The sequence below is a fragment of the Rhodospirillales bacterium genome (assembly GCA_016712595.1).
Classification (GTDB): domain Bacteria; phylum Pseudomonadota; class Alphaproteobacteria; order Rhodospirillales; family Defluviicoccaceae; genus Defluviicoccus.
The window spans coordinates 1142028-1156227 of the sequence record JADJQT010000001.1; the positions used below are offsets into that span (position 1 = coordinate 1142028).

The 14200-nt window shown below is 61.1% G+C and carries 12 protein-coding genes, 1 tRNA gene and 1 pseudogene; 5 read left to right on the forward strand and 9 right to left on the reverse strand.

Annotated features, from left to right (window positions below; genetic code table 11):
- Window positions 1-118: 118 nt before the first annotated feature.
- From IPK66_05195 to IPK66_05205, 3 genes are all read right to left on the reverse strand, one after another.
- Entirely contained in the window at window positions 119-862 is a 744-nt protein-coding gene (locus IPK66_05195; protein ID MBK8174678.1) for a ParB N-terminal domain-containing protein, read from the reverse strand.
- 644 nt (window positions 863-1506) lie between these two features.
- On the reverse strand, window positions 1507-2493 hold the full coding sequence (locus IPK66_05200) for an oxidoreductase (GenBank protein MBK8174679.1): 987 nt from the start codon (window positions 2491-2493) through the stop codon (window positions 1507-1509).
- Between the two features lie 87 nt (window positions 2494-2580).
- Complete coding sequence (locus IPK66_05205) at window positions 2581-3786, reverse strand: hypothetical protein (protein ID MBK8174680.1); 1206 nt, start codon at window positions 3784-3786, stop codon at window positions 2581-2583.
- A gap of 270 nt (window positions 3787-4056) precedes the next feature.
- On the opposite strand from IPK66_05205, the gene IPK66_05210 reads away from it, so the two are divergent.
- The gene (locus IPK66_05210) at window positions 4057-4809 is read left to right on the forward strand and encodes a FadR family transcriptional regulator (protein ID MBK8174681.1); all 753 of its coding nucleotides are present in this window, start codon (window positions 4057-4059) and stop codon (window positions 4807-4809) included.
- 43 nt (window positions 4810-4852) lie between these two features.
- Here the strand turns inward: IPK66_05210 and IPK66_05215 are convergent, their stop codons facing one another.
- Window positions 4853-5119, reverse strand: coding sequence for a transposase (locus IPK66_05215; protein ID MBK8174682.1), 267 nt, complete (start codon window positions 5117-5119; stop codon window positions 4853-4855).
- Window positions 5120-5171: 52 nt separating this feature from the next.
- Window positions 5172-5707, reverse strand: a pseudogene (locus tag IPK66_05220) (IS110 family transposase).
- Between the two features lie 176 nt (window positions 5708-5883).
- Here IPK66_05220 and IPK66_05225 point away from each other — a divergent pair.
- Complete coding sequence (locus IPK66_05225) at window positions 5884-7440, forward strand: hypothetical protein (protein MBK8174683.1); 1557 nt, start codon at window positions 5884-5886, stop codon at window positions 7438-7440.
- 288 nt (window positions 7441-7728) lie between these two features.
- On the opposite strand, the gene IPK66_05230 is transcribed toward IPK66_05225, so the two are convergent.
- A tRNA-Ser gene (locus IPK66_05230) sits at window positions 7729-7819 on the reverse strand.
- Between the two features lie 153 nt (window positions 7820-7972).
- Entirely contained in the window at window positions 7973-8911 is a 939-nt protein-coding gene (locus tag IPK66_05235) for a hydrogen peroxide-inducible genes activator (protein MBK8174684.1), read from the reverse strand.
- Between the two features lie 209 nt (window positions 8912-9120).
- On the opposite strand from IPK66_05235, the gene IPK66_05240 reads away from it, so the two are divergent.
- Window positions 9121-10263: an HD domain-containing protein gene (locus IPK66_05240; protein ID MBK8174685.1), complete on the forward strand. Its 1143-nt coding sequence runs from the start codon at window positions 9121-9123 to the stop codon at window positions 10261-10263.
- 81 nt (window positions 10264-10344) lie between these two features.
- Here the strand turns inward: IPK66_05240 and gatB are convergent, their stop codons facing one another.
- Window positions 10345-11799 (reverse strand): Asp-tRNA(Asn)/Glu-tRNA(Gln) amidotransferase subunit GatB, encoded by a 1455-nt coding sequence (gene gatB, locus IPK66_05245; GenBank protein ID MBK8174686.1) that lies wholly within the window; start codon window positions 11797-11799, stop codon window positions 10345-10347.
- Here gatB and IPK66_05250 point away from each other — a divergent pair.
- Together IPK66_05250 and IPK66_05255 are read left to right on the forward strand one after the other, a co-directional pair.
- Window positions 11782-12087 (forward strand): hypothetical protein, encoded by a 306-nt coding sequence (locus IPK66_05250; protein MBK8174687.1) that lies wholly within the window; start codon window positions 11782-11784, stop codon window positions 12085-12087. The genes gatB and IPK66_05250 overlap by 18 nt on opposite strands.
- A 569-nt stretch (window positions 12088-12656) precedes the next feature.
- Window positions 12657-12845 carry a hypothetical protein gene (locus IPK66_05255; GenBank protein MBK8174688.1) on the forward strand — a complete coding sequence of 63 codons (189 nt, stop codon included), beginning with the start codon at window positions 12657-12659 and terminating at the stop codon, window positions 12843-12845.
- Between the two features lie 395 nt (window positions 12846-13240).
- Here the strand turns inward: IPK66_05255 and IPK66_05260 are convergent, their stop codons facing one another.
- The gene (locus IPK66_05260) at window positions 13241-14185 is read right to left on the reverse strand and encodes a lytic transglycosylase domain-containing protein (protein ID MBK8174689.1); all 945 of its coding nucleotides are present in this window, start codon (window positions 14183-14185) and stop codon (window positions 13241-13243) included.
- Window positions 14186-14200 lie beyond the last annotated feature (15 nt).

Below are 14200 nucleotides of genomic sequence, written 5' to 3' on the forward strand. Positions count from 1 at the left end.
CTCAGCGCGACAAGCGAGCATTCCATCGAATTCGACGGCGCACACATTGTCGAGCTTTCGAGACATCCGATCCGGAAATTCGATGCAGTCCCGCAGCGGCCGGCATCAAGAAGCTGTCTCAGGCAAGATCGCCGCTGACGATCCATTCGTCCGCGCCGCGCTTGGTCAGGACGACGTTGACGTTGCCCACTTGATCCGCGGTCACCAGGTCGGTGACGGTGTTGCCGTAGACCAGCACGTCCTCGATCGCCCTGGCTCCCTCGCCGTAGCTGTCGTCGCCGCCGAGGAACACCGCGTAGTTGAACGGCAGGCGGAAGCTGTTGCCCGCGATCAGCACATGCTTGCCGCCGAGCAGCTTGACGCCCTGGCATTGGAAGACGCGGTTACCGAGGAAGCGGAAGGCGCGCTGCTGGCCGGGATCGTCGGCAACGACGGCCGACAGGTTGGCGGCGCAGCAGTCGTCGATGCTCCACTCGAAGTCGGAGCCGGTGAGGCCCAGGTCGAAGCCGTCGGCGTCGAGCGCCTGCAGCTCTGCCGCCAACAGTGCGACGTCCCAGCCGGACAGCTCGGACAGCCGATTGTCGGCGATCCGATACGCACGCACCTGCTCGGGCGTCAGGTGCGCCAGGCGAATGACCGGCACCTGCTCCAGCCCGAGCTGGCGGGCGGCCAGCAGCCGGCCGTGGCCGGCGACGATCTCGTCGTCGTCCGCCACCATCCCCGGCGCCGTCCAGCCGTACTCGACCAGCGAGGCGGCGATCTTGGCGATCTGATCATCCGAGTGCGTCCGCGCGTTGCGCGCATACGGCTTCAGCCGCGCGATCGGCCATTGCTCGATCTGCTCGGGCAGGAATGGGAGCATGGTCGTTGCATCCGAAAGGGTGAAGCGAAAGGCTGGTTGCTCTGGCCGGCTGGCTTCCGGGTCGACTCCAGGGTGGCTTCCTGGCTTCCCAGGTGGCTTCCCAAAATTTGCGGCTGTCGCTGGGGAGGTCTCGGGCTGGCCACCTCCACTTTCCCGCATGGCGGGAAGGGGCCCGTACATCTCTCGTGCCGACACCAAGCCCTGCGGGGGATCTCGCGACAGCGCTCTGTCCTGGCGCAGTTCCTGATCTCGGGTGCTCATACCAAGCGTATGGCCGCGCGCCAAGCAAAATAGGATTTAGCACCTATATTGCCTTCTGGCGATGGGCGGGATGTGCGGCGCCAGCGGGCCTCGTCGCGGAAGCCCGAATATCTCGCGTGGGATCGCCGAGCAGAGTTGGGCCATTACGACGGTGTTCACCATTAACGACGTTTCGAGAAATCGAAAAGCAGACGTTCCAATCGTCGCTTTCGAGGCTTGTACAGACATGGTGGCTCACGGTCGCCTCGAGCGACATGAAAGTTGCCGACGGGGGCGGCGACGGGAAGCCGACCCGCCGGCTTGGCGGCAGCGACCGCGCTCCAATCAGGCCACTTGTTCCAAAATCGGAGTCGAATTCAGGCTGGCTGACACCGGCGCTCGCGTCAGCCGTTGATGTCGACGACGACGCGGCCTCGAACCTTTCCGGCCATGATGTCCTCGGCGACCCTTCTGGCGTCGGCGAGCCCGACCGTCGAGGTGATCGCTTCGAGCTTGGACAACGGCAGGCATTCGCCGAGCCGTTGCCATGCCTTCAGCCGGACCGGTTTCGGACACATGACCGAATCGACGCCGGCCAAAGTTACACCGCGCAAGATGAACGGCATGACCGTCGACGGCAGATCGGCGCCCTGAGCCAGGCCGCAGGCTGCGACGGTGCCGCCGTATTTGGTCGACGCCAGAACGTTGGCAAGCGTGTGACTGCCAACCGAATCGACGGCACCGGCCCAACGTTCCTTGCCCAACGGCCGGCCCTTTTCGCTCAATTCCGCACGCGGGACAATCTCGGCGGCGCCCAGTTCCTTGAGATAGGATGCATCGCTTTCACGCCCGGTCGCCGCCAGCACCCGGTATCCGAGGCTCGCCAGGATGGACACGGCCACGCTCCCGACACCACCGGCGGCACCGGTCACCAGCACGTCGCCGTCCTGGGGCAACACCCCGTGATCCTGTAGCTTCATGACGCATAGCATCGCCGTGTAACCGGCGGTGCCAATGGTCATCGCCTGCGCCGGCGTGAACGCCTTGGGCAGCGGTACCAGCCAATCGCCACGGACACGCGCCTTTTCGGCGAGACCGCCCCAATGGACTTCGCCGACGCCCCAACCGTTGAGGACGACCGCGTCACCGGCCTTGAAGTCACGATGCTCGCTGCTGCTGACCGTCCCGGCGAAATCGATCCCCGGCACCATCGGCCAGCGCCGAACCACCGGGCCCGCGTTGGTCATCGCCAGCCCGTCCTTGTAGTTGATGGTCGAGTGTTGGACGTCGACGGTGACGTCCCCGTCCATCATTTCGGCCTCGTCGAGGTCGGTCAGCGCGCAGTTGAACGCGCCATCGGTCTTATCGAGTCTCCAGCCTTTGAATGTCATGTCGTCACCTTCCGTCTGAAGTATTTGTCGGGATGCACCTCCGGCGGGCCGGAGCGCGCAGGAATAGGACGAACGAGCAACCTTGACTTACGGCGCCCAGTCCTTGAGATCGCAGACCGCCTTTGTCCACGGCATCATGTCGTTGACATGGGGCTTACCGTCGGCCGGGTGGCACAGCCGGGTCGACTGCTGGTTATCGCGCGAGGTTGAGCGAGCCCAGACAGTTACCAACCCGGAGTTCTTGATAGTGGCGTTGCAGCCCTCTTTCAGATAGAAGGCATGGATGGCGTTCCGTTCGAAATAGGACAGCCATTCCTTGGTCGGATCCTGGTTCGTGAACCACTTCTTCCAGGTGTCGCCAGAACCATCGACGGTGACGGCCCATCCCCCCTCGACGCGTTCCTGATGCAACGCGTCGCTGTCCCAATGCATGACCATGTCCTTGTTCTGATCCATGCACTGCGGCTTGGTTAAGGTGATGTAGATCTCCTGGGGATGATGGTAGTGGTAGGGATAGGATGAGTTGAACAACTGCACGGTCATGCCGATCTCGGCCCCGACCCTCTCTCCGTCGATTTCGGCGATCCGGAGATTTCCCCAAGGCCCCATGACCTCGGCGTAGAGATAGCCGCCGCGAAAGCGTTCGTTTCGCGCATTTTCGTTCTCCGCGTAGAACGGGATCCAGCCAACCGACGCCCACAGGTTCGGCAAGCCGTTGATGCTGACGTCACGCTTCCAGTGCGCCTGAGTGTCGGTTTTGGAGGTGACTTCGACGAAGTTCTCGTTCAGCTCAAGCCCGGCCTTGCCGATGGGCCCGCCGATCTTTGTGAAGTAGTCGGTCAGCAGTGGCCGATCGAGCCATCGGCTTACCGCCGACACCGATTGGAGTTTCGCGTTCGGCGTATACAGCTGAAATTCGGTGTAATTTTTCTGTGGGTCGAAGCAGGCCTTGGCCTTGTCCGGCTCGGCGAGGATCGCCTTCAGGTGTTTGGTCATCAGTTCCATATCGCGGTACTTGAGGATACAGCGCGACTGCTTCTTGCCCGTCGTGGCGTCGAATGTCTGGATCGTGGCCTCGGCCGAGTCTTTGCATCGCCCGGTCGGCGTACTCAGCACATCGACATAGGCGTCTAAATATAAAAGCGTTTCATTCCAGAACTGATCGACAAGTGCTTGTTCTTCCACCGAGTACGTGGGGTGCAGAACATTGTCATCGCACTTGAAGTTTGCGGCATCAACACTTGAGGGTGCCAGCCCGATTACGATAGAAAGTCCGATTGCGGCCGTTCGCATTTCGTCTCCTCCATCAAGTTGTTCTTTATTCGTTTCGCCCTGAGGTCGATCATTCGTCATCCCACATCGAGCAAAAGCGATATTCGCCTATTTGTCAAACAAATTGATAAATTTAAGAATGTTCAAATTCCGTTCGCTCTCGCAGCGGGATTCGGCTATCAGTGTCAGAATCGCTGCGGAGCGGGCTCTCCTGCCAACGATCGATCGGCCGGGGCCGGCAATCGATGCAGCCGATCCGCGGTGATTTGGAAACAACGGCGTCAGGAAAAAATGGCGTTCAAATATACTCCGCTGGTGACCGATAGTCTCGCCAAGCAGATTGCCGAAAGCATTCGTGGCGCAATTGCCGACGGCAGTCTGAAGGCGGACGATAGACTGCCGACCGAGGAGGAACTTGCCCGGCGATTTGAGGTTTCGCGTCCGACGATCCGCGAAGCGCTGAAGCGTCTCGCCGCTCAGAACCTGATCCGCTCCCGACGCGGACCGGCGGGCGGCAACTTCGTCAATCGTCCCGACCGCGAAGAAGTCGGGTCAATGATCGGCACCGCGCTGGCTCTCCTCGTCGGGCTTGGCGAGTTCGATCTGTCCAACGTTCTCGAGGCGCGGTACGAGCTGGAGGTGGTTTGCGCGCGGCTTGCCGCGGAACGGCGCACGGACGCGGAACTCGCGATCATGACGGCGGAGATCGACGTCCAGGCGAGTGCCGGCATCGGCGACGAAGAGTTCTGCGGCTCGGACGTGCGTTTCCACCGCGCCCTCGTCGACGCGACCCATAACCCGGTGATCCAGCTCGTCATGTTCGCGGTGATTGAGGCGCTTCAGCCGATCGAGAACATGGTCGTGTCCCGGTTCCGCGACCGAGAGGCGATCGTCGAGCAACATCGAAAGCTTCTCCGGGCGATCGAAGCCCGGGATGCCGCCGCCGCCGTTTCCGCCATCCGCGAACAGACGACCTACCTTCGCGAGGCGTCCGCCGCCGCGCAGGAAAGCCGCCGACAACGCGAAGGTGTCAATCGGCGTTGAAGATTGCCCGGGATCTGGACTGCGCCCCTTGGGATGGACAGGATCAGGCTGCGGATTTGACCGTCTGCCGGGCGTGGTGATCCTCGAACTGTGATGGGCTGAGATATCCGAGCGCGGAATGCAGCCGGCGGGTGTTGTAGACCTGATCGATGAAGCGGGGAAGGTCGGCTATGACGTCTTCGAAGCTGTCGTAGGCCATCAGGTAGATGGCTTCCACCTTCAGCGTCTTCATGACGCTTTCCGCCTTGGCGTTGTCGTAGGGATTGCCGCGCCGTCCCATCGAGCCCTCGAGGCCGTGCTTTGCCGGCATCTCCCAGTATCCTTGGCTGGCGTACTGCGAGCCGCGGATGCCCTTCTGTTTGTCAAGTGGCGATCTGCGCCTGATTGATCTCCTGCCTTCTTTGGCGGATGAGGGAGAAGATTTCTCGCGCGATGTAGCGCTTGAGGCACCGAATGGCCTCGAGCTTGGAATGGCCCTCGGCGATACGCTTTGCGATATAGCTTTTGGTGCGGGGGTGTCGGTGCGAAGCCGTCCGATGGCGATGATGTGGAGTGCGCTGTTGGCTGCCCTGTCGCCGCCACGGTTGAGGCGATGGCGCGTTGTCTTGCCGGAAGAGGCTGGGACCGGGCTCACGCCGCAGAGTGCAGCGAAGCTTGCTTCGGACTGCAGGCGCTCGGAGTTGTCGCCGGCGGTGAGGAGGAGCTGCGCGGCGGACGCGTGACCGATGGAATTCCGTGTCACCAGGGCGGGAGCAAGCTCGTCGACGATGGCGGCGATCATGGCATCGAGGTCGGCGATCTCGTCGTGAAGTTCGAGATATCGGCGAGCGAGAGACTTGAGCGCGATCCGATAGGCAGTTGCCACATTGCGGTAGTCAGTCATGTCCGGGCGCCAGGCCTTTCCCGTGCAATGGTCATTATCGAAATGGATGGAATTGGATAGAAGTTCGGCGGATTCTCTATACCAGGGCCGGCAAGATGGGGGCCGTCTCCTGCCTGTCTGGTTGATGACGCCCGGCTGGGATACGATGTGGAAGATTGATCCGGAACGGATCGGTGACCATCTCCTGACAAATGGGGGATGCCGTGCAATCCAGTAAACAGCGCCCAACCAGCCCTTGTGCGTTTCTGTTCGATGGTAGCGTTGAAGGGCTACCCGATCCGCAGTGGGCCTATTTCACGAGCGAGGTGCTTACTGCTCTTGGAACTGCTGATCCCTCGGGGCGCACGTGCTCGCAATTTCGGGTCGGGGTGCCGACCTTGTCGGGCTTCGCCGAGCGAACGACCGGGGTCCACGGCTTCGAGCGCGGGAGCGGCTGGACGGTCTCACACGACAAGGATATCTACAAATACGTGATCTGGGAATGGCTCGATTCACTTGGCGAGGATTGGCACAGCGTCGATCGCCAGTCCGGTTTGGACATCTTCAGACTCCATACCGGAGAGTGCGTCGCGTTCTCGGCGCTCGATGTCGATGTCCGTGACGCGATGGATGTCAGTCTGCGCGCGGTGCCGGGCTATGTCGGCGCCTTCGCGATCGATCCCGGCAATCCCGTCCATCGCGGTGGTTTTTTCGACAGTCTGATCTACGCCGCCGCCATCAAGGATGGGACGATCGTGCAGGTGCTTAGCTACGAGGGGGAGCAGGATTGGCCTCTGGAGGGGGCTGCCACGTTCAAGCCCGGTGGTCCAGTATGGCAGCCTTATGGTTGGCTCGCGAGCTCTGGGCCGGACGGGCTTCCGCGCGGCTCGATCTCTGAGCGCGGAAAGAAGGCTGCCGACGGTGTAGCGCGCAAACAGGCTGGAGATGTCGAGCAGCGAGTTCTCGAAGAGATGAGACGCGTCTTCCTCCTGAACGCCGGACGCAAGACGTTCGATTTCAAGGCCATCGCGGAATCGTCCGACATCCTCCAGGCCATCATGCCCGAGAGCAAGTTCACCAAATATCTGTTCGACCGGACCAGCAAAGATGGGAAGTCGAAGGCTGCCTTTTTGATCGACGATCTCGGTATCGATCCCGAGGACTGGCGATATCTGGCTGCGCAATTCTATTCGGGCCTGCTGATGGCCGAGCCCAATGCGGTGAAGCTCAACGAGTGGGAGACCGGATACGGCGCCCGCTTCGAAGTGCCGATGCGCATCCGCAACCGCGCGGGGAAGACGGCTGTGATCGTCACCGGATGGAATATGAACCCCGGTGCGCTGCCGTCATTTTCGACTGCCTATCCCGACCCGCGCGATGCAGAGGCCGTTGAGCCGGGCGAGCCGCCAATCCTGCCGCCGGGTGCGCGGGGGACTGCCGAGTGGTCGCAGCTCTGGGCGTTGGCGAACGCAGCCGGGGTTCGGGCTGGCGAGGGGCACGTCCCGACGCCGATGTTCCTGTCGGGAATAGCGGCGATTTCGGAAGGCGAATGTGGCACCGCGCTGGTGCGCGTGTTCGACGCTAGGCGTGGGTTCGCACGTTGGCTGAAGCGAGAAGGCCTCGGCGATACCGACGGCTGTGGCGGGGTGGTCGCGTTCAGCCCCATTCTCAGTCAATCGATCGATCGTGCAAATGCGTGGGCGCGGACCGTGACGTCGATCCTCCGCCTCAATGGCATCAAGGCCGATGTTCAGTCGTTCGACAGCTGAGACGTCCGATCCCGGTCGCCGAGTTGAGGACGCATTGGCGCACTTATCCCTATGGCCGCTTTAAATACTTGCAATCCCAAAGCAGACTGACGGCTAGGTCCCAATCCCCGTCCTTCGGTCTGGCACGTGCCGGTACGCCGGGGCGGCAGGTTTTAGGAAGGAGCACCAAGCCTGGAACGACCGATATGGAGGCGCATTGCTGCCGAGGGGCCGGTCAGCAAGTAGCGTAGAGAACACCGATTCTACGCTTCGACCACCGTCGGCACGCCAGACTACGCTACACTTTAATGGCGGATGGGGAGGGATTCGAACCCTCGATGGGCTTTTGACCCATACTCACTTAGCAGGCGAGTGCCTTCAGCCGCTCGGCCACCCATCCGGGACTTCATCGCGTCCGCGTCGATCGCCGCTGACGGGCGTGACGGCGGTGATTAGACCAGCGACCGGCCCGCCGATCAAGCATGGCGACGTGGCGATGCGAACAGTGGCGTAAAATCGCTCCCATGGCTGGCCTCGCTGGCGCTTTCGTGCGTCATGCCATCGTCGCGGCGCCGGGGAGCCCACAAAGCGGGGCCACGACGAAATCCTTCAACCGGTTTCCCAATAACCGCATATCCTGAGTCCGGACGGATTCGGGGCGCCAGACGAGCGCGATCTGACGCGACGGATGGCCGTCGGCGAGTGGAACCACGGTCAGATTGGTATCACCGCGCGTTTCGACATCCACCGCCATGGCGGGAACGAATGTCAGACCCAGGCCGCTCGCCACCATCTGCATCAGCGTTCCGAGACTGGTTGCCTGCAGATCTTCGTTCGCCTGCCCTGGCAGCAGGCGGCAGGCGGTGAGCGCATGATCGCGCAGGCAGTGCCCGTCTTCTAGAAGCAGCATCCGCTCGCTCGCCAGCTCTCCGCTCTGCAACCGTTCCCGTCCGGCGAAACGGTGCGTCTTGGGGCAGGCGATTAGGAGCGCGTCGTCGCCGAGAGGCATGATCTCGAGGTCGTTGGTCGCATACGGCAGCGCGATGATGGCGCCGTCCAATCGCCCGCCGTCGAGCAGATCGAGCACGCGGGCCGTCTGATCCTCCCGCAGATAAAGGCGCAAGCGCGGATAGTCCGCCCGTAATGACGGAAGGGCCTTCGGCAGAACATAGGGGGCAACGGTCGGGATCACTCCCAGCCGGAGCAATCCGCTGAGTGGCTGGGTCCCGGCCTCGACCGCATCGACCATATCATTGGCCGCGCGCAGCATGGCGCGCGCGCGCTGAACGATGTCCTCGCCCAGGGGCGTCATCGCGATTCGCCGCTTGCTGCGGCCAACGAGCGTGGCACCGAGCACGTCTTCAAGCTCGCGGATGCCGGCGCTGAGAGTCGACTGGGTGACGAGGCAATCCTCAGCCGCGCGGCCAAAATGGCGATGCTCGGCGACGGCGACGAGGTATCTCAACTGGCGCAAGGTCGGCAGTGGCCGCATTGGCGATCTTCCAATCAGGGGCCTTCAATCTCGGATTGAGTTTGGCAGGTAAGAGCGCACGCACCAGAAAATTCGTCCCCCTCCCCGAGATCGGTCCGGAAAGTGCTTGTCGATGTTTTTGCGCAGGCATGCTGCGCGGGGCGACTGGCGCCGAGCATTGCTTATCGCTAACGTTGTAAATTCTTTGATGCTGGGAGCCTGGAGCGGCGGTGATCGAAACGTTGAGCAATACCGTATCGGTCCAAAATCAGCTTCAGGAGATCCATGCGAGCCTGAAGCTGGAACGACCGGAAATCGGCCGCATCGCTGTCGCCATTTACGACGAGCAGACGGACATCCTGAAAACGTTCGTGCATTCGACCGACGGCGAAGCGCCGTTCAGCCATTATGAGGCCCGGCTGAACCAAGTACCGTCGCTGCGCGACCTCGCGCTTTCCCATGACGTGCGCGTCATCGACGATTTACAGATCGATGGGGTCAGCGGCAGCCTGCACATCCTGCGCCTGGTCCAGACAGGGTATCGTTCAAGCTATACTATTCCATTTTACGATCACGGCCGCTTTTTCGGCTTCATGTTCTTCGATTCAAGTGTGGTCGGCTATTTTTCCGAAGCGGTCGTCCGTCATCTCGAGCTCCACGCCCACCTGATTTCGCTGCTGATCATCAACGAGGTCTCGCGCGTGACCGCGTTGCGTTCGGCGATCGACGTGGCGAGAGCGATGAGCCATTCGCGCAACGAGGAAACCGGCGCCCATCTCGATCGTATGGCCCGCTATGCTCGTCTGATCGCCAAGGCGCTTGCCGACCGCGATCCGGGAGACGCCATCGACGACGAATTCGTCGAGTACGTCTTTCTTTACGCCCCGCTGCACGACGTTGGGAAAATCGCCATTCCCGACCAGATTCTGTTGAAGCCGAAAAAACTCTCCGATGATGAATTCACCATTATGAAGTCGCATGTTTCGGCCGGAATGGGCATCGTCGAAAGCATCGCCACCGGCTTTAACGTTGGCTCCGGTCAGCACGTCGAGGTCCTGCGCAACATCGTCCGCTATCATCACGAAGCTTACGACGGCAGCGGCTACCTCGAGGGCCGCGCCGGTGCCGGAATCCCGTTAGAAGCGCGGATCGTTACCGTCGCGGACGTATTCGACGCGCTGACCACCGAGCGCTGCTACAAACCGGCGTGGACGAATGATCGGGCGTTCGACTTTCTGCGCGATCAAGCCGGGCGGCGCTTCGATCCTGATTGTGTCGATGCCATGCTCGGCAACCGGCGACGGGCAGAGCACATCCAGACGCAGTTCCGCTCGAACAATCGCTTCCACGAAGCCTACACGGAAGAATTATAGGCGCGACCGATGAGAAAAAGCGGCACGGGAGGCTGATCCCGCTTGCGCCGTTCGCCTCTCGTGCTCGCCCCGTAAGGCAGATCAGACGAGCTTATTGCGCAGCAACTGGTTGACCTGCCCCGGATTGGCTTTGCCGGCGGTCGCCTTCATCACCTGGCCGACCAGCCAGCCCAGCACCTTTTCGTTACCGCCGCGAAACTGTTCGACCTGCAAAGGATTATCGGCCACCACCTTGGCGACGGCACTTTCTATGGCGCCGGCATCGGTGATCTGTTTCAAGCCCTTTGCTTCAATGATCGCGGCGGGATCCTCGCCGGATTCGGCCATGATCTCGAATACGTCCTTGGCGATCCGCCCGGAAATCGTGCTATCGGCCATCAGGTCAAGCAGCTTGCCGAGGCGTTGCGCCGAGATCGGCGAGGCGGCGATGCTTCGGCCCTGCTTGTTGAGCACGGCAAACAGATTGGTGATAACCCAGTTCGCCGCCTGCTTGCCGTCGCGTCCTTTCGCCACCTGTTCATAGTATTCGGACGCTTCCTTCTCCGCCGTTAGCACCCCTGCATCATACGCGGTGAGACCGTAGGCATCGATAAACCGCTGCTTGCGCTCGTCGGGAAGTTCCGGCAGAGACGTGCGGATACGTTCGACCTCCGCTGGATCGAGGTGCAGCGGGAGCAGGTCGGGATCGGGAAAATAGCGATAGTCGTGCGCGAACTCCTTGGCCCGCATCGAGCGGGTTTCGCCGCGGCCGGAATCGTAGAGCCGTGTCTCCTGGACCACCGTTCCGCCGGCGTCGTAGATGGCAACCTGCCGTGCGGCCTCATAGTCGATCGCCTGCATAACAAAGCGGATCGAGTTGACGTTCTTGACCTCGGCGCGCGTGCGCAGCGCGTTCTCGCCGACGGGGCGGACGGAGACGTTAATGTCGCATCGCATCGAGCCCTGCTCCATATTGCCGTCGCAGGTGCCGAGGTAGCGGACAATCGAGCGGATCTTGCGCAAGTAAGCGCCGGCTTCTTCCGGGCTGCGGATATCCGGCTTTGAGACGATCTCCATCAGGGCGACACCCGCCCGGTTCAGGTCGATCAGGGTGTAGCGGGCATGCTGATCGTGCAGCGACTTGCCCGCATCCTGTTCGACATGCAGCCGCTCGATGCCGATGTCCTTGCTGGAACCATCGGCAAGGTCGATGGCAACGCGCCCCTCGCCAACCAGCGGCGACTGATATTGCGAGATCTGATAGCCCTGCGGCAGATCGGCGTAAAAATAGTTTTTGCGCTCAAAGACACTATCGAGATTGATCTTGCCGTTGAGTCCGATTCCGGTTCGGACCGCCTGCTCGATGCACACACGGTTCAGGACCGGCAACATCCCGGGGAATGCGGCATCGACCAAGCTTACCTGGGTGTTCGGCTCGGCGCCGAAGTCGGAAGCCGCCCCGGAGAACAACTTGGCGCGCGAGACGATCTGCGCGTGGATCTCCAGACCGATGACCACTTCCCAATCGCCGCTGTCGCCGTGAATCAGATATGGCATGTTCGCAAAGACCAGTTCGGCATAGTCAACCCCTCGCGGTGCTTAACGCTCGCCACCACGTCCCGCACTATATACGTCGAAAAAACGATATACGTCGAGAAAACGGCGATTACCATCCGCCCGCGGGCGATCGAGGGCGCCACCACCGGTCTCGGCGTCGAAAACGAACGTATCTGCGTTGATACCGCCGGTCAGCGAAACGTTCCCGTTGCCGTCTTGCAGCGTATCGTCATGATAACTGCTGGCGAGGACGTCGTTGCCGTCACCGCGCCTGCGTTGCCAGACTGAAGAGATCTGCGCCTCAGATGTCCGCGCTTCCGATCGAGGTAAGATTTTCGATTGCGTCGTTGAGGGCGTGATCGACCGAACTGCGGACGAGATCGATGCCGCCGAGCCCGTCGATCCAATCATTGTCGGAAGTGCCACTTAGTGAAGTATCGCCCTGCATGCCCGTTATGAGTGTAATTCAATTTATATATTAATCATTTTAAATGGAATGAGGTAGATATCGATGTCATACACTGAATTATTTATAATAAATCATGAAACTTAAAAGAATATTTATATTGCATATGTAATTATAATTATGTTGTATTATGGGTATACGCGCCTTGTACACTTATTTATCTGATTTTTTCGTTTTCTCGGCGGAGGCCAAGGCGCAGAACACATCCAGGCGTGGACATTTGGGAATTTTCGTCTTTTCACCACGATGAGAAAATGGTGAGGGGGCGTTCGTTTTCCGGCCCCTATCCGTGGGCGGTAATCGGTTCGGCGGAAGTAAAAATGGATGGGTGAAACCGATTATTCACGATCGCCGGCTTACGCTGGAGCATCCAAGGCATGGGGCTGTAGCGATGACGTCCAAACGCGCTTTCCAGATGGGCTATCGACACATCATCGATCTCGCGGAGATCAATCAGATCGCCGATATGTACTTGGACGACGAGTTCGATGAGCGCGCGTTGGAATTGATCGAGGCTTGGCGTCAGGGGGCGCTGATGGCAAGCGCGATGCTTGAAAAAGAGCACGCGACCCTGCAATAGGCGAACACCCGGCGGCGAGGGCAAGGCGCGAGCACTCGCGGACGACGCAAACGCGCGTTACCTCTGTCCATTTGCCCGATGGCGGTGCGTCCGTCCTGGCGATTGGCTTCGCGATCGCCTCCATGACGGGCGGTGAATTCTTCCGAGCCCGCTTATCCCATCCGTATCGATAGGGGCCGTTCGCTGAGGCGGGTTCTCCGCTCCGGTGCGATGCCTCGCGTTCGGACGTGCGTTCCTTGCACGCAACGGTTATCCCAGGCGCGGGCGGGACAGGGGTAGGTGGGCCAATGGGTGGCGGGAATGGGGTTGGCGGCAGCGTCAGGCGGATCGCGCGATTCAAAATCGTCAACGTGGCCGAGCGCGACAACCGTCCGCGCCTGGGCCCGGAACGGCGCCTAGCGGGGGTCGTCGCGCGCGACCTGCACCGAGTACGACCGCTTGACCTCAGCCACAGCTTGACGGAGTTCTTGCAAATACTGAACGCGGCGAGCCGCAAACGCCGCCTCTTCGTCGTGGGATCGTACGTAGCGCCCGGTCATGCCGAGTGGGGCGCGCTGGATGCCGGACACTGGCGGTTCGGGAGCGGAGGGTGCCGATGGTGCGCCCGGCAGCGATCGTGCGAGACGGGGCATGACCGGCATCCGGGTGCCGCCAATCATGCGCCGGTCAGCGAGCGAGAACATTAACGCCGGAGAGCGAACGCGCGATTGGATCGTGCTGTCCGTTCCCAATCCTGCCGTCAACGGCCCGGTCTCAAGATCGGTGCCGCCGCTGCGCTCGCGCCGTTGCTGATCGTTCCACAACGCCGCGACCTTATTTTGATAAGGGATTTTCAGCTCTGGCGTCGCCGAGTGGTAGCGGCCGGCCGCATCTCGCCATGATCCTTCATCTTCGAATAATGAGCGTAGGAATCGTGCCGCATAGGCGACGTTGGAAGCTGGATCGAACGCCTCATCAAGGCTGGCGAACGCGTCCGCATGGTGGTAGAGATTGACCTGCATGCAACCAACGTCGATGTTGCGAATTCCCCGCGCCTGCAAGTTGCGGACCTCGCTGATCGCGGCCGCCTTCGTCGGCAGATAGCGTCCTTGACCTTCAGCCATCACCGTCCATGGCCACGGCATGCGTTTGCCGGTATCCGGATGGGTGCGCGCTGACTCAGCGAGTGCGATCGCCGAGAGCAGGTGCTTGGGAATGGAATTCGAACGCTCCTCCGTGGCAATCGCCTGCGGACACAACCGCCATGAGTCCGTGGGAAGCGGTACCGCCGCCTGACCTAAACCGCACCCGAGAGTGAGTCCGGCCACCACAGCTATGCCGAGAGCACGTAAAAGTTGCATGCTTTACTCTATGCG